We start from the raw sequence: 20,546 nt of genomic DNA on the forward strand, positions 1-20,546 counted from the left end.
GACGCGTCGCGCAAGGTTATCTCCGGCTCGAAATTTGCATTCTGTTACCTTCGCGCTATCATCGCCAACAGAGAATATTTTTCTTTTTCAGACGTTTACGAATTGCAGGGCGCCCGCCGCGAGCCGCCCGCCCTCCGAGTCTAAGGCCAGGTGCTGCCATGATTACTGAAGGCTCCACCTCATTGCCGACCGCAACGCGATCGACGAGGTCAAGGCGCTGGCGCGCAAATTTCCCGGCATTTCCAACGAGACGGTGACGGCGGGCACGCTGTCGGCTTCGCCGCAAATTCCCGACGACGACCTCGACACGACAGGGCTCGAATGCCTGCTGGTCGCGCAATCCAGGATGGCGACGTCCACGGCGGGCGAACTGGCCCGCACCATCTACGAGAACAAATCCGCGCTCGGGCTCCAAACGGCTTTGCCAGCAGGATCGAGCCAGCCTCGACCGAGAAGGACGCCTTCGTGACGGCGCACCAGGGGGCGGCCGATTACATCAACGACGACACCAAGTCGTTCATGGACAGGTACAGCGACCTGATGTACCTGGGCGCCGTCGCGCTCAGCGTCATCGGCTCGATCTTCGCGGCGATCTACGCCAAGATCACCCGCATCGCGCCGGAGAAAGCGAGCGAGCTCTCGACCGCTATCCTCGACATCGGCGAGCGGATCGAGCACGCCCACTCGCTGGATCAGCTCGAATGTCTCCAGGACGAGCTGGAGACCATCTTGCGCGGTGCCATTATCGGCCTCAGAGACGGCACGATCAGCACCGATGGGAGGCTCGACACCTTCAAGCTCGGCTACGAATTCGTCCGCGACGAGATCGGCATGCGCCGCGACTATTTGAAACGTCATGCCGGCGAAGCCGAGAAAGCTGTGCGCGATGCGGGCCCGGCCCAGCTGGAGGACAGCAATCTCGTGGTGGCGAAGACCGCCCAGAGCGCCTGATCCGCCGGTTGGGGCCGCCGACGCTCTCGTGTCCCGAACAAGATGCAGTGCCGAAGAGATTGCGGCACTGAGCCGGGACCTGGGAAGCCACCACACCATGCGCGGCTCATTGGGCATGGGCCGGCTCTGCGCTGCGTCGGGGCACGATCCTGATGACGTTCCGCCCGATCGCTGGCCGGCCGCCTGGAACCTCGCCCATCCGCAACCGTTGGCTTCCGGCTGCAACCGGAGAACGCGGCATGCGTGCACTCCTCATCATCCTCCTTCTGGCCATGCTGGCGGCGGTCGGCTACTTCGCCTATTCCGCAATGGCGATCGAAGGTGAACCGATCCCGACAGAGGGCTATGTGGCGCTGGCGCTGGGCGCGGGGTTTTCCGTCATCGTCGGCGTCGGGCTGATGGTGCTGCTGTTCTTCAGCAGCCGCCGCGGCTACGACGAGCCGCCACATTTCAAGTAGCACTCCGCCAGACGACGGCACGGTCGAGCAGGCCCGGCGCAGCGGCACCGACTGAGCGGCCTGCACCGTGTTGACGGCCTTCGCCTGGGCGGGCACTTTGGCGCCGACAATGGAGACAAGAATGTCGGACACCGCCGACGCAGCTACCGGCCCCCTGCTCGAAATCACCGGCGCACGCGCCACCATCCGCCTCAATCGACCGAAACACCTCAACCGGCTCCAAGCGGAGGATCTCGGCGAGCTGACGAGACTGTTCGACCGGATCGAGGGCGATCCCGATATTCGCGTGCTGGTGCTGACCGGCACCGGGCGCGCCTTTTCAGCAGGCTACGATCTCAATTCGGTGGCGGAGCGCGCAGTCAGCGCGAGCGAGCAGCAGAGCGCGGGCTCGGCCTTCGAGGTGGTCGTCAACCGGCTGGAGGATTTGGGCGTACCGACCATCTGCCGGCTCAACGGCGGCGTCTATGGCGGCTCGACCGACCTCGCGCTCGCCTGCGATTTCCGGATCGGCGTCGATACCGCGGAAATGTTCATGCCGGCGGCGCGGCTTGGGCTGCATTATTACCCGGGCGGCATCAAACGCTACGTGACGCGTCTTGGCGTGGACAATGCCAAGAAGCTGTTCCTGACCGCGCAGAAGATCAGCGCACCGGAGATGCTGCGCATCGGCTACCTCACCGCGATGGTGCCGGTGGAACTCCTCGACGAGGAAGTCGACAGGCTCGCTGGCGTCCTCGCTGGCAACGCCCCACAGGCAATGCGCGGCATGAAGCGCGCCATCAACGAGTTCGCTCGCGGCGAGTTCGATGAACCCGCCGCCGACCAGCGCCACCGCGACAGCATGCGTGGCGACGAGATCAAGGAAGGCATCCAGGCATTTGCCGAGAAGCGGGCACCGCGGTTTTAAGGGAGCGGTCAGCGAAGACGCGCCTCATACTCCGCTCTCGTCCCGGACAAGCGCGCCTCAAGCGCGCGCCGATCCGGGACCCATAGCCACCTACCCTCCAGCCGCAGCCGCATGCTGCGCCGCCATCTCGGCGTCGGCTGCCGTGATGCGCTGGAACGCCGGCCGCGCCGTCATGCGTTCGGCATAGCGGACGAACACATCCTTCTTCGGCACGATGCCGAACATCATGGTCCAGCTGAACGCGACGCCCCACAACACGTCGGCGGCCGTCATGCGCTCGCCGAGCAGATACGGGCCCTTCGACAGCTGCGCCTCGAGCGCACCCAGCATGGTGTCGTAATCGGCATAGGGCGATTGCGTGATCGGCGCCGGCTCGCGTTGCATGAACTTGTCGATCAGGGCCGGCTCGAACGAAGACCCGTAATACGCGATCCAGCGCAGATAAGGGCCGCGCAGCGGATCGTTCAGCGCGGGCGTGAGGCCGGCCTGCGGAAACAGGTCGGCGAGATAGATGGTGATGGCGACCTGCTCCGTCACCAGTGCCTCGCCGTGACGGATCGCCGGCACCTTGCCGAGCGGGTTGATGGCGAGATAGGCGGGCTTGCGCTGCTCGCCGGCCTTCATGTTGAGGACATGGAGATCGTAAGGAGCCCCCAGCTCCTCCAGCAGCACCCGCGTGCCGGTGGCGCGGCTTTGCGGCGAGTAATACAGCGTGATGCGGTTTGGATCGGTCATGGCGGTCTCCATCGGGCCTTTTTGCGATGGCGCAGCTTGTAGCGGGCCATACCTGACATCTCCTGTCAGGTATGGTTTAAGGGATCATGCGCGCGAGCCGGATGCTGTCGATCCTCACCACGCTCCAGGCCCGGGGGCGGGTCACCGCGCCCGCGCTCGCGGAGGCCTGCGAAGTCTCGGTGCGCACGATCTATCGCGACATCGACGCGCTGGCGGCGTCCGGCGTTCCCGTTTACGCGGACCGCGGTGCGGAGGGCGGCTATCGCCTGCTCGACGGCTATCGCGTGCGGCTGAACGGCCTGTCGCAGAGCGAGGCGGGCGCGCTGTTCCTGGCGGGATTGCCCGGCCCGGCGGCGGCGCTCGGGCTCGATGCCGCGATGCTCGCCGCGCAGAACAAGCTGATGGCTGCGCTGCCCGAGAATCTGCGCGAAGACGCCGGGCGGATGCAGGAACGTTTTCACCTGGACGCGCCGGGCTGGTTCGGCGAGGCGGAAGACCCAAAGCACCTGCGTGCCATCGCCGGCGCCGTGCTGCGCGGAACGCTGATCAGGATCCGGTATCAGAGCTGGCGCGCGGAGAAGCAACGCCGCGTCGCTCCGCTCGGCCTCGTGCTGAAGGGCGGCAGCTGGTATCTCGCCGGCCAGGTCGACGGCAGCGTGCGCACCTATCGCGTCGCGCGCGTACTCGACTGCACGGCGCTCGACGACCGCTTCGATCGTCCCGCCGGCTTCGATCTCGCTGCGTATTGGCAGGCCGCGACGCTGCGCCTCGAGGCCGAGATGCATCCCAATGTCGCGGTCGTGCGGCTCTCGCCGTTCGGCGTCAAACTGCTCGACGCGCTGAGCCAGCCCTACGTCAAGGCACGCACGCAGCTTGAAGAGACCACGGATGCCGATGGCTGGCGCATTGCGCGAGTCCCGGTCGGCAAGACGTCCTGGCACGCCGCGGCGGAATTGCTGCGGCTCGGCCCCGAGGCCGAGGTGCTGGAGCCCGCCGATCTCCGCGAGAAGATGGCGGAGATGACGCAGGCGATGGCTGCGCGCTATCGCGCGGTGCGAAAAGCCCGACGGCAGCACACTTTGTCGCAGCCCACGAAACAGTCCTGAAACACGATTCTCCGCATCCCGTGTGAACGCGATCGCATCTCATCTCGACCGAGATGCAGGGACACAACAATGGCCCCTGCGCCAAATGGAGAATGAAGATGTTTCGTAAGCTTGCTCTTGGTCTGATCGCTGCCGGCTCGCTCGGTGTTGCCGCCCTCGCGCCCACCGCGGCCTCGGCGGGCGGCTTCCATCACCATCACGGTCACCACCACTGGGGTCCCGGCTGGGGCTTTGGCGGTATCTACCTCAACACGGGCGTCAGCAACTGCTACCAGGAGCGCCTCGTCCGCACCCGTCATGGCCTGCGCGTGCGCGTCGTGAATGTCTGCGCCTACGGGATCTACTGATATCTCGCCTCGCAGCAAAGCCCCGATCGCCAAGCGATCGGGGCCTTTGCGTCTGACTAGCCGGCCTGCCGCTGCCGGCGAAACCAGGCCCAGGTCTCCCGCGTCGTCCTGATGTAGCCGCGGCCGCGATGCACGATCTCGCCGTCGACGATCTCGTTCAGCTTCGGCAGCGCGTGAAAGGGGATCGAGGGATAGGCGTGGTGCTCGACATGGTAGGGCATGTTCCACGCGAACCATTTGACGACCGCGCCGGTGTAGGTGGTGCGGGTGTTCTGGAACGCGCTCCGGGTGTGGTCGCAGCCGGTATGCTCGGCGTAGAGATAGGGCCGCAGGAAAAACTGCCCGATGATGAGCGGCACGATCCAGACCCAGAGCAGCAGCGTCGAGGAAAACCAGAGTGAGAGCGCGAGCAGCAGTGCATAGAGTGCGGCATAGATTCGCGCCTCCGTCACGATGACGGCGCGCTTGCCCTCGGGGATCCAGGGCACGGTGACCTTGCCGGTGAGCGCATGGCCGAGCATCAGCCGCAGCCGGCCGGCGACCTGGAGCAGGCCGCTATAGGCCAGAGCAAGCTGCGTATCGGATGTCGGCTTCACGCCGACGATCAACTCGGGATCCCTCGCCGGATCCTGCGTGTAGCGGTGATGGTCCCAGTGAAACAGGCAGTAATATTCGTAAGGCAGTCCGATGATGAAGGCCGAGAGATAGCCCACCGCGAGATTGAGGCCGCGGCTCCTGAACGCGGTCTTGTGCGCGGTCTCGTGCACTGCCATGAACAGGAAGGCGACGACATAGCCCTGCACCGCCATCAGCGGCAGCGCCCAGAGCACGCCCCACGTCGACGAAACCTTCCAGATCAACGCGCCTACCAGCAGGATCACGCCGTAATGGCCAAGGCTCTGCGCCGCACCCCTGATATTGGAGCGAACCGACAATTCGCGCAGCATGGCCGGTGTCAGCGGCTTCAGGCGATGACCGGGCTCTGAAACGGTTGCGTCGCTCATGATCGGTTGCCTGCTTTACTTGCTGAGAAGCTCGGCGATCTCGGCCTTGATGAAGGCCTGGTCGCGCGGATTGTTGACGGGGTTGCCGGCGCGATGGCCATGCAGCGATGGGATCGGATGCAGCACGGCTGATGCCGCATTGACGAGCCGGCCGAGTTCGTCCTCGTTGTCGCGGACGTCGAAATAGCGATCGGTCGCGCCCGGCATCAGCAGCATGTGTGCCTTGACCGCCGCCAGCGCCCGATCGAGATCGCCTGCGAAGGTCGGGCAGCGGCTGACGTCGCCATTCTGCCAGATCCCGATCTGCGCCAGGAGGTCGTTGGCGTCGCGCCGCGCAAACGTCGCGTCCCAGGCACGGACGAGATAATCCTCCAGCGATGTGAAGCCGGCCTCGCGCCACAGCTCGTCGCGATAGAAGCCGTGCGACATCGCCCAGCCGGCATAGACCCGCCCCATGGCGCGATAGCCGGCAACGGGCTTTTCGGCGAAACGGCCGTCGCGGAAGGCGGGATCGGCGGTGAGCGCAGCCTTCACGCCTTCCAGGAAGACGTAGTTGTAGGGCGCGCAACGGGCGCTGCCGCAGACGACCGCGGCACGCTCGACCATGTCGGGATGCAGCGCCGCCCAGTGATAGGCCTGCATACCGCCCATCGACCAGCCATAGACCAGCGCAAGCTTGGAGATGCCGAGGCGTTCGGTGAGCAGCCGGTGCTGGACCGCGATGGCATCATGATAGGTCACCGCGGGGAAGGGCGCGGGCGTATTCGACGGCGAGGACGACAGACCGTTGCCGAACAGGTTCGGGATGACGATGAAGTAGCGCGTGGGATCGAGCACGGCGTCGGGCCCGATCAGCCATTCCGTATCGGTGTGCTGCGCACTGAACGAGGTCGGATAGAGGATGACGTTGTCCCGGGCCGGGCTCAGCGTGCCGTAAGTCTTGTAGGCGAGCTTCAAGGAGGGAAAGACAGTGCCGGACCGGAGCAAGACGTCGCCGGCCTCGAAAATCTCGTAGTCGCGATGCGCCGTCATGCATTCAACTCCCGCTCACGGAGGCCGCAAAACCCCACGGCTTCCGCGATGCATCGATCATGCCGGAGCCGCGTGGTTTTGCGGCAGGGCTTAATAAATGTACATTTAGTACAGTTATTTGGGACCGGCAAGATAAATCCGATCCGCAGGACTGGCTCAGGCGATAGCCGACAGATAGCGCGCGACCGACGCTGCGAATGCGGCCTTGGCGCCGCTGGCGATGTTGCGGCCCCACCAGGCTCCATAGATCCGGTCGAAGGCGAGCGGCTCGACGGCGGCCGCGATCCGCCGCACCGCGGCGGCGTTGAGGGGCATGTAATTCGGATAGGAATACATGAAGCTGACGAAGCGGCGGTCCATCGTCACCTGCGCGATGTCCCCGGTGAGCAGCGCGCCCCTGCCGTCCGCACCACGAGCGCAATGCAGCACGGTGGCGCCGGCAAAGTGCCCGCCGGTACGCAGCAGCAGCATGTCATCGGAGATGCGATGACTCTCGCCGGTCCAGTGCACGATCGCCGGATGAGGCCGTGTGACAAAAGCGCGATCGTCGGCGTGCAGGTAGACCGGCACGCCGCCAAACGTGTCGCTCCAGTCGGCGACCGCGCCGTAGTAATGCGGGTGCGAGATCGCGATGGCCTTCAGCCCGCCGAGTGCTGCGACATATTGGATGGCCTCGTCCGTCGCAAGCGGAATGCAATCCCACATCACGCAGCCGTCGTTTTGAGGCACCAGCAGTGCGCGCTGCCCGATGGCAAAACTGGGCTCCATCCCGATCCCGGTGAGGCCAAGATCGTCGCGTCCCACCAGTCGATGCCTCCGCGCGAGCTCCTCGCGCGCGAGAAAGGTCTGTCCCTTCCAGTTCACGAACTGCCGCTCGTCCTCACAAATCGGGCAGGAGTCGGGCGGCGCTCCGCGTGAGGGAAATTGCGCGCCGCAGGTTTCGCAGGTCCAGAGAGGCATGACTCGTGCTCCGTGGGATGATCGCAGGATGCCATTGCGGACGAGCTCTCGGCAAGTTCGATGTCCGGCAGCCGTGACTGGAACCAACGCGACGAGCGCCAGTTACGTTCAGGTCTCCACGCCAGAATGATTGGCCAAAGGGATCACGACACACGAAGAGCATGTTCGAGTATCGATGGCATCGCGGTCCCCCACCTCCTCCCGTATCTGGCCTTTGTTCGCGCTCAACTTCTTCATGGCCGACATGCAGTCGGGCATCGGGCCGTTCGTCGGGGTTTTTCTGCAGGAACGCGGCTGGGCCAGCGGGCTGATCGGCACCGCGATGACGATCGGCAACGTCGCGGGCATGCTGATCACCACGCCGATCGGAGGCTTCATCGATGCCAGCCGCAACAAGCGGCTCTGGGTCGTCATTCCCGGCATCTGTGTCGTTCTCGCGTCCGGGATCATCCTGATCTCGCAGAACTTCTGGGCGGTGACGTTCTCGCAAGTCGCGCAATCACTGGCGAGCGCCGCGATCGTGCCGGCGGTAACGGGTATCACGCTCGGCATCGCCAAGCAGAAGGGCTTCAATGAGCTCAATGGCCGTAACCAGGCCTTCAACCACGCCGGCAACATGCTCGGCGCCGCATTGTCGGGCTATCTCGGCTACAAATACGGCTATGTCGCCGTGTTCGCGCTGGCGGCCGTGTTCGGCGCCATCGCCATCGCCTGCGTCCTGATGATTCCGGCCAAGGCCATCGACGACCGCGCCGCGCGCGGCAGCAAGGAGGACGATTCCAAGGCTCCGCCGGATGCGATGACGATGCTGCTCAAGCACCGGGCGCTTCTCGTGCTGGCTCTCACCCTCGCGCTCTTCCACCTCGGCAACGCCGCCATCGTTCCGCTCTATGGACTTGCCGCGGTGGCCGAGGGACAGGCGAACGGTCCGAGCTTCGTCGCGACCACCGTGGTGATCGCGCAAGGCGTGATGATCGTGACCTCGTTGATCGCGATGAAGGCCGCGAGCAAGCGCAGCTACTGGCCGGTGATCCTGGTGTCCTTCATGTTCTTACCCGTCCGCGGCGTGCTCGCCTTCTTCGTCACGGGATGGTGGGGCGTTGTACCGATGCAGGTGCTCGACGGCATCGGCACCGGGCTGCAGACTGTCGCCGTCCCCGGCATGGTCGCGCGCTCGCTCAACGGCACCGGCCGCATCAATCTCGGCCAGGGCGCCGTGATCACGGTGCAGGGCATCGGCGCCAGCCTCAGCCCCGCACTTGGCGGCTGGATCGCGCAATGGATCGGCTACGGACCGACCTTCCTGCTGCTCGGCGGCTTCGGCCTCGCGTCGATCGCGCTTTGGCTGGCCTTCGGTGCGACCGTGAAGAAGTACTGAGGCGAGATCATCACGTCCCGAAATTCTTCTGGATCGCCTTGTCGAGCGTCTCGCCGCCGACGAAGCGCTGGCGCAGCTCGCGCTTCAGCAACTTGCCGCTCGGATTCTTCGGCAGGCTATCGACAAAGATGACGCGCTTGGGCACCTTGAAATGCGCCATCTGGCCGGCGCAGTGCTTGATGACGGCGTCCTCGTCCAGCTTCTCCCCGCTCTTGACCACGACGATCGCGGTCACCGCCTCGATCCAGCGCGGATCGGGCAGGCCAACGACGGCGACCTCGGAGACTGCGGGGATGCGGTAGACCATCTCCTCGACCTCGCGGCTCGCGACGTTCTCGCCGCCGGTCTTGATCATGTCCTTGACGCGATCGACCACGGTGATGTGGCCTTCGTCATCGACGGTGGCGAGATCGCCGGAATGAAACCAGCCGCCGGCGAACGCCGCCGCCGTCTTCACCGGATCATTGTAGTAGCCGGACAGCAGATGCGGCGAGCGGTGCACGATCTCGCCGACCTCGCCGACCTTGACGTCCTCCATCGCCGTGTTGACCACCCTCGTTTCGACATTGAGCACGGGCTTGCCGGCCGAGCCGGCCTTGCGCAGCTGATCCTCCGGTCGCAGCACGGTCGCGAGCGGCGCGATCTCGGTCTGGCCGTAGAAATTCCAGAACTTGACGCTGGGCAGGCGGCGCTGGAGCTCAAGCAGCACCTCCACCGGCATGATCGAGGCGCCATAATAGCCCTTCTGCAAGGTCGACAGATCGGTCCTGTCGAAGTTCGGCGAGCGCAGCATCGCGATCCAGATCGTGGGCGGCGCGAAGAAGGAGGTGATCTTGTGCGCCTGGATCAGCGCCAGGATGTTGTCGGCAGTCGGCTTGCCCGTGATGACGCCGGAGGCGCCGAGATAGACCTGCGGTCCCAGGAAGACATCGAGCTGGGCGCAATGATAGAGCGGCAGGGCGTGCAGAAACTTGTCCTCCGCGCTCATGCCGCCGTCGATGATGCAGCTGACATATTGCCACATCACGGCCTCGTGGGTCAGCATCGCGCCCTTGGGCAGGGATTCCGTGCCGCTGGTGTAGACGATCTGCGCGAGGTCGCGGCTGTCGACCGATGCGTCCAGGAACGAGCCGTCAGCGTCGAGGAGATCGTCGAAAGTCGTGAGGCCGGGGGGCGCCGATGCGGGATCCTCGCCCGGCAGCCAGATCATCTTCTCGACCGCGCAATCCTTAGCGCTGGCCGCGCGTGCGGGCTCGACGAAATCGGGGCCGGTTGCGAGCAGTTTCGCGCCGGAGCTCTTCAGGATGAAATTGATCTCGTCCGGATTGAGCATGAAGTTGATCGGCACCAGCACGGCGCCGATCCGCGCCGCCGCGAAGCGCAGCGCGGCGAAGGCGTGCGAATTGCGCGACAGCACAGCGACACGATCGCCCTTCCTGACGCCGAGCCCGAGCAGGCCGCGGCCAAGCCGGTTGCAGGTCGCGTCCATCTCGGCAAAGGTCCAGCCGACATCGCCACAGCGTACCGCGAGCTTGTTCGGCTCGCGGCCCGCCGAGCGGCGCAGGAGATCGCCGATGGAATGCTCGCGCGCTTTCGAGATGGTGGCTGCGGTGTCGCCGGTCATGTCCTTCCCCCTGAATCTTTATTCTGCATGAATGGGAGCCTGGGCACTCGTCGGCCCACCGCATTCAAAAAGTATTTTGCGTTTGCGCAACCGTAGTCGGCGCGATTGGCCGCGTCAAATCGACCGGCCTGCGCGGCGCCGTCACGCAAGAATTGCCGCTCCGGAGCGGCAAATCTGGGCTCGTGCACCAACTATGATATTGGGGGAAATACCATGTGCCGGATTATGTGCGCCGCATTTGCGGCCGCACTCGCTGCGTTTGCTATCGGGCCTTCTCGTGCCCAGCAGGGCCCGCTCAAGATCGGCGTCCTCTCCGACTTCTCGTCCGTCTATTCCGACATCGGCGGCATGGGGAATGTCGAGGCCACCAAAATGGCGATCGAGGACTTTGGCGGCAAGATGTTCGGCAAACCCATCGAAATGATCAGTGCCGACGTGCTCAACAAGCCCGACGTCGCCTCCACCATCGCCCGCAAATGGTGGGAGACCGAAGGCGTCGACATGATCATCGATCTGCCGACTTCGGCCACCGCGCTGGCGGTGATGGAGCTGTCGAAGCAGTACGAGAAGATCATGATCGTGACGGACGCGGCGAGCTCCGACATCACCGGAAAGTCCTGCTCGCCCTACACCGCGCACTGGACCTATGACACCTATGCCAACGCGCACACGGTCGGCAGCGCCATCGTCAAGAGCGGCGGCGACACCTGGTTCTTCCTGACCGCAGATTACGTGTTCGGCCATTCGGTCGAGCGCGACACCGGTGACGTGGTAAAAGCGTCCGGCGGCAAAGTGCTGGGCAGCGTCAAGCATCCCCTCAACACGGCGGACTTCTCCTCGTTCCTGCTTCAGGCCCAGGCTTCCAAGGCCAAGATCATCGGCCTCGCGAATGGCGGGGGCGACACCATCAACGCGATCAAGCAGGCCGGCGAATTCGGCATCGTTGCCGGGGGCCAGAACCTTGCTGCGATCGTGATGTTCATTTCCGACGTGCACAGCCTCGGGCTCAAGCTCGCGCAAAGCCTGATCGTCACCGAGGCCTATTATTGGGACCTCAACGACAGGACTCGCGCCTTCGGCAAACGCTTCATGGAGCGGGTCAAGCGCATGCCGACCATGAACCAGGCCGCGACCTACAGCGCAACGCTGCACTATCTCAAGGCCGTGCAGGCCGCCGGCACCCGCGACACCAAGACGGTGATGGCCAAGATGCGCGAGCTGCCGGTACGAGATGCCTTCACCGACAACGGCGTGCTGCGCGAGGACGGCCGCATGGTGCACAGCATGTACCTGTTCCAGGTGAAGAAGCCCGAGGATTCGAAGGGGCCCTGGGATTATTACAAGCTGCTCGCTGAAGTTCCCGCCGACCAGGCATTCCGGCCGCTGAAGGACGGCGGCTGCCCATTGGTGAAGTGAGACGGCCCGGATCGCGCCGACGTCACTTAGTCAACAATTCTGCTCGTCCGTCTGATCTATCAGGGCGGACGAGCCGTGATAAGACGCGGCCCAAAATAGAGGCAGGACGCCTCGCGCCGCTGACTGATCTGCATCAAGTTGCGGTGCAAAATTCCCTGCAATGTTGAGCCTGCCCTTTCCGCGCGATCCGCGGCCGGGCGTTCGTATCTCAACAGTGGGCGCCCCCGCACGGCGTTGTGCACAGATGAACTTCACACCGGGTCGCGTCGTCGCAGCCCTCGCCATCCTGCTCGCGGGCGGCGGTTATTATTATTGGCAGCACCGTGATGCCGACGCGCTGCCACCGGGTTTCGCCCGCGGCAACGGCCGCATCGAGGCAGTCGAGATCGACATCGCCACCAAGACCCCGGGACGGATCCGCGAGATCCTGGTCAACGAAGGCGACTTCGTCAGCGCGGGCCAGGTTTTGGCACGCATGGACACCGAGCAGCTGCAAGCCCAGCGCCGCCAGGCCGAAGCGCAGCTCCAGCGCGCAACGATCAATGTCGAAACCGCGAAGAGCCTGGTGAACCAGCGCGAGGCCGAACGCAGGGCTGCGGAGGCCGTGGTCGACCAGCGCATCGCCCAGCTCGACACCACGAGCCGCAAGCTCGACCGGTCCGAACAATTGATCAAGACGAGTGCGGTATCCCAGCAGGTCCTGGACGACGACCGTTCCGCCAACGCCACGGCGAAAGCGGCGCTGGCCGCTTCCCAGGCCCAGGTCGCGGCATCGGAAGCCGCGATCAGTTCCTCCCGCGCCCTGGTGATCGATGCCGGCGCAGCGGTCGACGCGGCAAAGGCCGCGATCGAGAGCATCAACGCCGACCTCAACGACAGCGTGCTGAAGGCGCCGCGCGACGGCCGCGTGCAGTATCGCGTGTCGCAACCCGGCGAAGTGCTCGCTGCCGGCGGCCGCGTCCTCAACATGGTCGATCTCGGCGACGTCTACATGACATTCTTCCTGCCGACGGCCGATGCCGGCCGCGTCGCGATCGGCGCCGAGGTCCGCCTCGTCCTTGACGCCATCCCGAAATATGTGATTCCCGCCAAGGCCACCTTCGTCGCCGACGTCGCGCAATTCACGCCCAAGACCGTCGAGACCGAGGAGGAACGCCAAAAGCTGATGTTCCGCATCAAGGCGCATATCGCGCCCGATCTGTTGCGCCAGCACATCGAGCAGGTGAAGACCGGCCTTCCCGGCATGGCCTATGTGCAGCTCGATCCGGCGGCGCAATGGCCCGACAACCTCAAGATCAAGTTGACGAGATGAGCACGACTGCCGCAGCCGAAGCACCGGCTGCCGTCGGCAGCGTGGTGCATCTGGAAGGTGTGGGCCTGAGCTACGGCAAGACCCGGGCGCTCGAGTCCATCACGCTCGACCTGCCGTCCGGCTGCATGGTCGGCATCATCGGCCCCGACGGCGTCGGCAAATCGAGCCTACTCGCCCTGATCGCGGGCGCGCGCGCGATCCAGGAGGGGCGTATCGACGTGCTCGGCGGCGACATGGCGAGCGCGCGCCACCGCCGCACCGTGTGCCCCGACATCGCCTATATGCCGCAGGGCCTCGGCAAAAATCTGTATCCGACATTGTCGGTGTTCGAGAACATCGACTTCTTCGGTCGCCTGTTCGGACACGACAAGGCGGAGCGGAACAGGCGGATCGCCGGCCTGCTGCGCGACACGGGGCTGACGCCCTTTGCCGACCGGCCGGCGGCAAAACTCTCCGGCGGCATGAAACAGAAGGTCGGCCTGTGCTGCGCGCTGATCCACGATCCCGAGCTGTTGATCCTGGACGAGCCGACCACCGGGGTGGATCCGCTGTCGCGGCGCCAGTTCTGGGAATTGATCAGCGCGATCCGCAGCAGCCGACCCGGCATGAGCGTGATCGTCTCGACCGCCTACATGGAAGAGGCTGCGCAGTTTGATTTCCTGATCGCGATGAATGCCGGCCGCGCGCTGGCGACCGGCACGCCCGCCGAACTCAAGCGGCAGACCGGCGCCGATACGCTCGATGACGCCTTCATCCGTCTTCTGCCCGAGGCCGAGCGCAGCAACCATACCAATGTCATCATCCCGCCGCGCGACGAGAACCACGAGGAGATCGCGATCGAAGCCGACCACCTGACGCGGCGGTTCGATGGTTTCGTCGCCGTCGACGACGTCAGCTTCCGCATCAGGAAGGGCGAGATCTTCGGCTTTCTCGGCTCCAACGGCTGCGGCAAGACCACGACGATGAAGATGCTCACCGGCCTCCTGCCCGTGAGCGAAGGCACCGCGCGGCTGTTCGGCAACACGATCGATGCCGGCGACATGTCGGTGCGGCGGCGCATCGGCTACATGTCGCAGGGCTTCTCACTCTATTCCGAGCTCACGGTCGCGCAGAATCTCGATCTGCATGCGCGACTGTTCGAGCTGCCGGCGGACACCGTCGCCGCGCGCATCGACGAGATGATCGCCCGGTTCGATCTTGCCGATGTCGTCGACGCCCTGCCCGATGGCCTGCCGCTCGGGCTGCGGCAGCGGTTGTCGCTCGCGGTCGCCATGATCCATGCGCCCGACATCCTCATCCTCGACGAGCCGACCTCCGGCGTCGATCCTGTCGCCCGCGACCGCTTCTGGCAGATCCTGGCCGAGCTCTCCCGCAAGGACAACGTCACCATCTTCGTCTCGACCCATTTCATGAACGAGGCCGAGCGCTGCGATCGGATCTCGCTGATGCACGCCGGCAAGGTGCTGACGTCGGATACGCCGGCCGCCATCGTGGCCGCGCGCGGCACCGCCACGCTCGAGCAGGCCTTCATCGCCTGGCTGGAGGAGGCGATCGCGGACACGACGGAGCCGGCCGGTCAGCCGGCGGTCGGCTCGCTGCCGCCCGCACCTGCAGGCCCAACAACGGTCCGTCGGCACAGCGCCACGTTCAATCCGACGCGCATGCTCGCCTATTCCCGGCGCGAGACGCTCGAGCTGCGGCGCGATCCGATCCGCGCCACGCTCGCGATCCTCGGCAGCGTGCTGCTGCTGTTCGTGCTCGGCTACGGCATCAGCATGGACGTCGAGAACCTGACCTTCGCCGTGCTCGACCGCGACGACACCGCGATCAGCCGCGACTACAGCCTCCAGATCGCGGGCTCGCGCTATTTCACCGAGAAGGCCCCGATCACCGATTACGCCGACCTCGACCGCCGCATGCGCGCCGGCGAGATCGGCCTCGCGATCGAGCTGCCCCCCGGCTTCGGCCGCGACGTCAGCCGTGGCCGCCATGTCGAGATCGGCGCCTGGGTCGACGGCGCCAACCCGACGCGGGCCGAGACGCTGCGCTCCTACGCGCAGGCGATCCACGCGACCTGGCTCGCGCAGAAGGGCCGCGAGCTCTATGGCGAGGCGGCGATCGCCGGGTCCTATCAGCTCGCGCTGCGTTACCGCTACAACCCGGACGTCCGGAGCGTCGTCGCCATGGCGCCTGGCATCATTCCGCTGCTGCTGATCATGATCCCTGCGGTGCTCGCAGCGCTCGCGGTCGTGCGCGAGAAGGAGCTCGGCTCAATCGTCAATTTTTACGTCACACCGGTGACGCGGCTGGAGTTCCTGCTCGGCACGCAGCTGCCCTATGTCGTGCTGGCATTCGGAAACTTCCTCCTTCTCGTCGGCTTTGCCCTTGCCGTCTTCCGCGTACCTTTCACCGGAAGCTTTCCGACCTACGCGCTGGCCGCGCTGCTCTACGTCACGGCCACGACCGGCATGGGGCTGGTGATCTCGGCCTTCATGAACAGCCAGATCGCGGCCCTGTTCGGCACTGTCCTGATCACGCTGATCCCGGCCATCCAGTATTCCGGGCTGATCGATCCGGTTTCGTCGCTGCAGGGATTTGGCGCCCTGATCGGCCGGCTCTATCCCACCACCTATTTCGTCACGATCTCGCGCGGCACGTTCTCCAAAGCTCTGGGGTTCGACACCCTCCACAACGATCTCCTGGCGCTCGCCATCATGGTTCCCGTTCTGGTGATCGCCGGCACGATGCTGCTGAAGAAACAGGCCCGCTGACCATGCGCCTCGACAACGTGTTTCAGCTCGGCATCAAGGAATTGCGCGGCCTTGTACGCGACCCCATGCTGCTCGTGCTGATCGTCTATTCGTTCACGCTGGCGGTTTATGCCGGCGCAAAGGCGCTGCCGGAAACCCTGAACCACGCCGCGATCGCCATCGTCGACGAAGACCGTTCGCCGGTCTCGACCCGGATCGGGATGGCGTTCACCCCGCCCTATTTCTCCGAACCGCGCCTGATCTCGCAATACGAGATGGACCGCAGGATGGATGCCGGCCTCGACACTTTCGCGCTGGACGTCCCGCCCGACTTCCAGCGCGACCTGCTGGCGCGCAAATCGCCCACGATCCAGCTCAACATCGATGCGACGCGCATCTCGCAGGCATTCAACGGCGGCGGCTATATCGAGCAGATCGTCAGCGCGGAAATTGCCGAATTCCTGGCGCGCACACGCGGTGTCCAGACCGTGCCGATCGAGCTGGCGCTGCGGGCGCGGTTCAACCCGGAACTGAAAAAGTCGTGGTTCGGCGCCATCGATCACGTCATCACTTCGATCACCATGCTCTCGATCATCCTGACCGGGGCGGCGCTGATCCGGGAGCGCGAGCACGGCACGATCGAGCACCTCCTGGTGATGCCGGTCACGCCCCTGGAGATCATGGTGAGCAAGGTCTGGTCGATGGGAGCCGTGGTGCTGATCGCCTCGGCGCTGTCGATTGCCGTCGTCGTCAAGGGATGGCTGGCGGTGACGATCGACGGCTCGCTGGCGCTGTTCCTCGTCGGCGCGGCGCTGCAGCTTTTTGCCACCACCAGCATGGGCATTTTCCTCGCCACCGTCGCCGGGTCGATGCCGCAGTTCGGACTGCTGCTGATCATGATCCTGCTGCCGCTGCAGACGCTCTCCGGCAGCATGACGCCGCGGGAGAGCATGCCGCAATTCGTCCAGGATATCATGCTGGCGGCGCCCAACACGCACTTCGTGATGCTGGCGCAGGCGATCCTGTTCCGCGGCGCGGGCCTGGAGGCGGTGTGGCCACAGCTCCTCGCGCTCGCCGTGATCGGCAGCGTCTTCTTCGTGATCGCACTGCGGCGGTTTCGCGCGTTCCTGGCGTGAGGCGCGAGGGCTTCACGTCAAGTCCGCGAAAACAACCCCATGCACAGTAGCGACCCCTTTGCTTTAGCGAGGATTTCTCTGAGGCGTCGGGCAAGGTCCTGCCAGCGGCGGTGCTATCGCTACTCTGACCGGGAGCAGGCTCAGCTGAGCCGATCGTCCCGGGCGAGCATCTCGTTCAGCATCGCCTCAGCTTTCTGCTTTAGCGGCAGCGCGCCGCGTTCGGAAGCGATGGCGATGGCAGCGCGCAGAGCGACGACGATGGCGGCCTTGTTCGCCGCGTCCGATGGCGGGGTCACGACGGCTTCGCCGAACAGGGCCTCGGCCTCGAGGCCCGAAAACCCCTGCTGGCGGGCGGTGTTGCGCGCCTCGCGAAGCATGTTCTGCGCGGCCCTGACATCGCCGAGGCGGTGGGTGGCGAGCGCCAGATAGATCGAGCTGCGCAGCACCGCCGAGGTGTAGCCGACCGCCCTCGCCTCCTCGCGCGCCTCCGTCAGCATGCCGCGCGCCCGGTCGAACAGGCCCTGCTCGAGATAGGCGATGCCGAGATGGCAGGCCAGCACCGGCACGAACAGCCGGATGCCGTGCTTCTGCGCGAGGACAAAACCCTCTTCGAGAATGGCGGCGGCCGCCGCCGGATCGTTCTGCCCGAGCTTCAGCCAGCCGCCGCTATAGGCGGCGGCGACGCGGTCATAGGGGCGGCCGGTCTCCTCGGCGATCGCGGAGGCCTGTCGCTGGAGCTGCTCGGCGGCATCGAGCTCGCCCATGACGGTGTGGGTGAAGCTCTTCATCATGCAGCAGAGGAGGAGCGTGTATTTCGGCGGCGTGCCAAACGGCGCAATCGCTTCCGATCCCATGAGATGAGCGCGGCCTCGTGCGAATGTCTGCTCGGCCTCGCGATAACGCCCCGCAAGAAAATAGGCCTGTCCGAGATTGTACAGCGCAAGATTGCGCCACCCCGGATTGCCAGACTTCTCGGCAAGACCGACGACTTCCTCGCCAAGGAGAACAGCCTCGGTAGGCGTCCCGTAAAAATTCTGGCCACCCGCCATGACCGTCATGGCGGCAACCTTCCTGCCGACATCATCGATCTTGCTGGCCCGCTGGTCGGCTTCCTTTCCCAGATCAATCCATTCGGCAACCCGACCGGACCAAATGAATGCCATGCGCGCCTCCATCCGGAGATCGATGGCGTTGGTCTCCCGCAGATCTGTCGACGGCGTCTTGTCCAGTGAACTCATCGCGGTCCGGAAGTAGTCGACCGCGTCGGCATAGGCCGATCGCACCAAGCATTTCTGTGCGGCGCTTCTTCCGTAATTGAACGCCTTCGGCCAGTCCTTGGCGCGCACGGCGTGATAACAAAGCGTGTCGGGATCATCTCGCCATGTTTCGTCGCTCTCGAAGGCCGAGAGAACACGCGCATGTACGCTCTCACGTACCTTTTCGACCATCGACTCGTAGGTTACCTGGCGGACCATTTCGTGCCTGAACTCGAGTGAGCTCTCGAGATCGCTATCGATCCTGACAAGCAACTCGGCGCGGTCGAGCGACGCGAGGCAGTCCTGGAGGGTGTCTTCAGGCAGTTCCGCGACTCTTCGCACCACGGCTTCCCTCGACCGTGGCCCCAATGCGGCTGCGACCTGCAAGACCATGCGCTGCTGTCTCGATACGCGATCTAGGCGCGCCGCAATCACCCCCTGGATGCTTGAAGGAATACCTAGCTCATCAATGGGACGAACGAGAGCCAGATCGCCCCATTGGCCGCGGAGTGTACCGTCATCTTTCAGGCCGCGGCAAACCTCCTCGATGAACAACGGAACGTTGGCGGTGTGGGAAATGATCCGGTTCTTCAGATCGGCATCCGCCGAGGAAGCTCCGAGCATGTCAGCCAGCATGGCCCTCCCTGAATCATCGTCCAATGGACGCATCGCGATCACTTCGGCGTGACAACGCGCAATCCAGTCCGGCATTCCGTTCGGCCGGCTGGTGAGGAACACAAACAGATTGGGCGCCTGCAGCGACGCAATAGCGGCAATAACGGCGTCGCTGGCGCGATCGATCCAGTGCAGGTCCTCGACGAGGAGGACAGTCCGCCTGTGGCGGGCCATACTCTCCACAACCGCGCAGCTTGCCTCGGAGATCGCGCGACCTCGCGCGTAAGGCTCCAATTCGCTCCAGCGTGAGTCGGAAACGGGCACATCCAACACTGAATCGATAGCCAACCGATGGATCGCCGACAGGCGCTCTCTGGGATCTTCCATACGATCCGGATCTTTGGCCACTGCTTCCAGGAGCGACAGCAAGACGCGCTTCAGGGTGCTGAATGATGCTCCCTGAAGATTTGGACTGCACTCGGTGTCGAGCAGCCGCCAACCTCCCGTCCGAAGGTCCTGCACGAACTCATGGGCCAGCCGTGACTTTCCAATGCCGGCGTCGCCTATCAGCAGAACCGTCTGCCGGCTGGCAGATATCCGCTCCACAGCCCGCCACAACAGGGCCCGCTCCGTCGTGCGATCGACAAATCTGGAGACACTGCGGGCACGCCGGACCCGCCAGCTCGAAAGATCGCTCGCGCCCATGATCCGGTACACAGGCAATGGCTCACCAAAGCCACGGAGCGCCTTCCGGCCGAGGAATTCAAAGCGGACATGCCCGTCCGCGAGCTTTTGGCAGGCTTCGGAGACGAAGATCTGATTCGCCTCGGCCGCTGCCTCGAGCCGCGCAGCCAGATGCTGGGCGGCCCCCCCGATCTCGTAGACTTTGGAGAACTCGCTGGCGACCATGTAGGCGACGACATGGCCGGAGTGGAGGCCGACCCTCACCTGGAGTCCGGGATCGCCGAGGCTGCTGACACGCCGGACAAGCTCGATGGCTGCGTGGCACGCCAGAGGCGCGTGGTTGTCGTCGGCAATCGGGGCGCCGAAGACGGCCGCCAGTCCATCTCCCAGCTCCTTGCTGACGATGCCGCCAAACTGACGTACGGCGGCCCTCATGGCCGCCAGTGCCGGCTCGAGGCGCGAGACAGCCTCCTCCGGCTCCAAATCGGCGACGAGGCCGGTGGAGTCTATGACGTCGGCACGAAGAATCGTCACAAAGCGACGTTCGCTGTCGGGGTCGACCCGCTGACGTACTGCGGCTCCGCATTTGGAGCACCAGCTATCGCCCGGATTGATCGCCGACTGACACGCGAAGCAAAGCATTCCTGCGCCCTAAGGGTTCGCGGCCATTCTGTCGACCAGAATCCGCGAACGGTCTCTCGACAAGAATACCTATCGAGAACCGCTTAGCAATCGGGCCCGCTCCTCACGTTAGCGGAGCACAACACGGTTGGCGATCTGGACGAAATCCGACCCTGAGTGGTAGCGTGAGCAAATCCCAGCAAAGATGGGGCATATATTTCGGCGGCGCCCGGTTCGGCTAGACTGACCGGCGC

Annotated in this window: 15 protein-coding genes and 1 pseudogene; 10 read left to right on the plus strand and 6 right to left on the minus strand. The window is 64.8% G+C overall.

All coding sequences use genetic code 11. From position 1 onward, the window contains the following. Positions 1-193: 193 nt before the first annotated feature. From ABIG06_RS06995 to ABIG06_RS07005, 3 genes and pseudogenes are all read left to right on the plus strand, one after another. Positions 194-951: pseudogene (locus tag ABIG06_RS06995) on the plus strand (TAXI family TRAP transporter solute-binding subunit); the annotation flags it as partial. Between the two features lie 239 nt (positions 952-1,190). After that, positions 1,191-1,409 (plus strand): hypothetical protein, encoded by a 219-nt coding sequence (locus ABIG06_RS07000; RefSeq protein ID WP_124159315.1) that lies wholly within the window; start codon positions 1,191-1,193, stop codon positions 1,407-1,409. Between the two features lie 121 nt (positions 1,410-1,530). Then, positions 1,531-2,316: an enoyl-CoA hydratase/isomerase family protein gene (locus ABIG06_RS07005; RefSeq protein WP_124159316.1), complete on the plus strand. Its 786-nt coding sequence runs from the start codon at positions 1,531-1,533 to the stop codon at positions 2,314-2,316. A gap of 90 nt (positions 2,317-2,406) precedes the next feature. On the opposite strand, the gene ABIG06_RS07010 is transcribed toward ABIG06_RS07005, so the two are convergent. Continuing rightward, the gene (locus tag ABIG06_RS07010) at positions 2,407-3,051 is read right to left on the minus strand and encodes a glutathione S-transferase family protein (RefSeq protein WP_124159317.1); all 645 of its coding nucleotides are present in this window, start codon (positions 3,049-3,051) and stop codon (positions 2,407-2,409) included. An 86-nt stretch (positions 3,052-3,137) separates the two neighbouring features. On the opposite strand from ABIG06_RS07010, the gene ABIG06_RS07015 reads away from it, so the two are divergent. Both ABIG06_RS07015 and ABIG06_RS07020 read left to right on the plus strand, forming a co-directional pair. Beyond that, positions 3,138-4,157: a helix-turn-helix transcriptional regulator gene (locus tag ABIG06_RS07015; RefSeq protein WP_370135536.1), complete on the plus strand. Its 1,020-nt coding sequence runs from the start codon at positions 3,138-3,140 to the stop codon at positions 4,155-4,157. Between the two features lie 98 nt (positions 4,158-4,255). Continuing rightward, complete coding sequence (locus ABIG06_RS07020; protein WP_028138614.1) at positions 4,256-4,504, plus strand: hypothetical protein; 249 nt, start codon at positions 4,256-4,258, stop codon at positions 4,502-4,504. Positions 4,505-4,560: 56 nt separating this feature from the next. Here ABIG06_RS07020 and ABIG06_RS07025 read toward each other — a convergent pair whose 3' ends face one another. The 3 genes from ABIG06_RS07025 to ABIG06_RS07035 form a co-directional block, all read right to left on the minus strand. Continuing rightward, positions 4,561-5,508: a fatty acid desaturase gene (locus tag ABIG06_RS07025; RefSeq protein WP_370135539.1), complete on the minus strand. Its 948-nt coding sequence runs from the start codon at positions 5,506-5,508 to the stop codon at positions 4,561-4,563. A gap of 15 nt (positions 5,509-5,523) precedes the next feature. Continuing rightward, entirely contained in the window at positions 5,524-6,540 is a 1,017-nt protein-coding gene (locus ABIG06_RS07030) for an alpha/beta fold hydrolase (RefSeq protein WP_370135541.1), read from the minus strand. A 156-nt stretch (positions 6,541-6,696) separates the two neighbouring features. Further along, positions 6,697-7,500 (minus strand): MBL fold metallo-hydrolase, encoded by an 804-nt coding sequence (locus ABIG06_RS07035; RefSeq protein ID WP_370135543.1) that lies wholly within the window; start codon positions 7,498-7,500, stop codon positions 6,697-6,699. Between the two features lie 175 nt (positions 7,501-7,675). Between ABIG06_RS07035 and ABIG06_RS07040 the strand changes: the two genes are divergently transcribed. Beyond that, positions 7,676-8,878: an MFS transporter gene (locus ABIG06_RS07040; protein ID WP_124159322.1), complete on the plus strand. Its 1,203-nt coding sequence runs from the start codon at positions 7,676-7,678 to the stop codon at positions 8,876-8,878. 10 nt (positions 8,879-8,888) lie between these two features. Here ABIG06_RS07040 and ABIG06_RS07045 read toward each other — a convergent pair whose 3' ends face one another. Further along, positions 8,889-10,502: an acyl-CoA synthetase gene (locus ABIG06_RS07045; RefSeq protein ID WP_370135546.1), complete on the minus strand. Its 1,614-nt coding sequence runs from the start codon at positions 10,500-10,502 to the stop codon at positions 8,889-8,891. Between the two features lie 213 nt (positions 10,503-10,715). Here ABIG06_RS07045 and ABIG06_RS07050 point away from each other — a divergent pair, with 213 nt between their 5' ends. From ABIG06_RS07050 to ABIG06_RS07065, 4 genes are all read left to right on the plus strand, one after another. Next, entirely contained in the window at positions 10,716-11,918 is a 1,203-nt protein-coding gene (locus ABIG06_RS07050) for an ABC transporter substrate-binding protein (RefSeq protein ID WP_370135548.1), read from the plus strand. A 244-nt stretch (positions 11,919-12,162) separates the two neighbouring features. Continuing rightward, positions 12,163-13,230, plus strand: coding sequence for an HlyD family secretion protein (locus tag ABIG06_RS07055; protein WP_424578095.1), 1,068 nt, complete (start codon positions 12,163-12,165; stop codon positions 13,228-13,230). Next, positions 13,227-16,001 (plus strand): ribosome-associated ATPase/putative transporter RbbA, encoded by a 2,775-nt coding sequence (gene rbbA / locus ABIG06_RS07060; RefSeq protein ID WP_370135553.1) that lies wholly within the window; start codon positions 13,227-13,229, stop codon positions 15,999-16,001. Before ABIG06_RS07055 ends, rbbA begins: the two co-directional genes overlap by 4 nt. A gap of 2 nt (positions 16,002-16,003) precedes the next feature. After that, the gene (locus ABIG06_RS07065) at positions 16,004-17,116 is read left to right on the plus strand and encodes an ABC transporter permease (RefSeq protein ID WP_124159327.1); all 1,113 of its coding nucleotides are present in this window, start codon (positions 16,004-16,006) and stop codon (positions 17,114-17,116) included. 140 nt (positions 17,117-17,256) lie between these two features. Here ABIG06_RS07065 and ABIG06_RS07070 read toward each other — a convergent pair whose 3' ends face one another. Then, positions 17,257-20,313, minus strand: coding sequence for an ATP-binding protein (locus ABIG06_RS07070; RefSeq protein WP_370135555.1), 3,057 nt, complete (start codon positions 20,311-20,313; stop codon positions 17,257-17,259). Between the last annotated feature and the right edge of the window lie 233 nt (positions 20,314-20,546).

The sequence above is a fragment of the Bradyrhizobium sp. USDA 326 genome (genome assembly GCF_049739485.1).
Classification (GTDB): Bacteria; Pseudomonadota; Alphaproteobacteria; order Rhizobiales; family Xanthobacteraceae; genus Bradyrhizobium.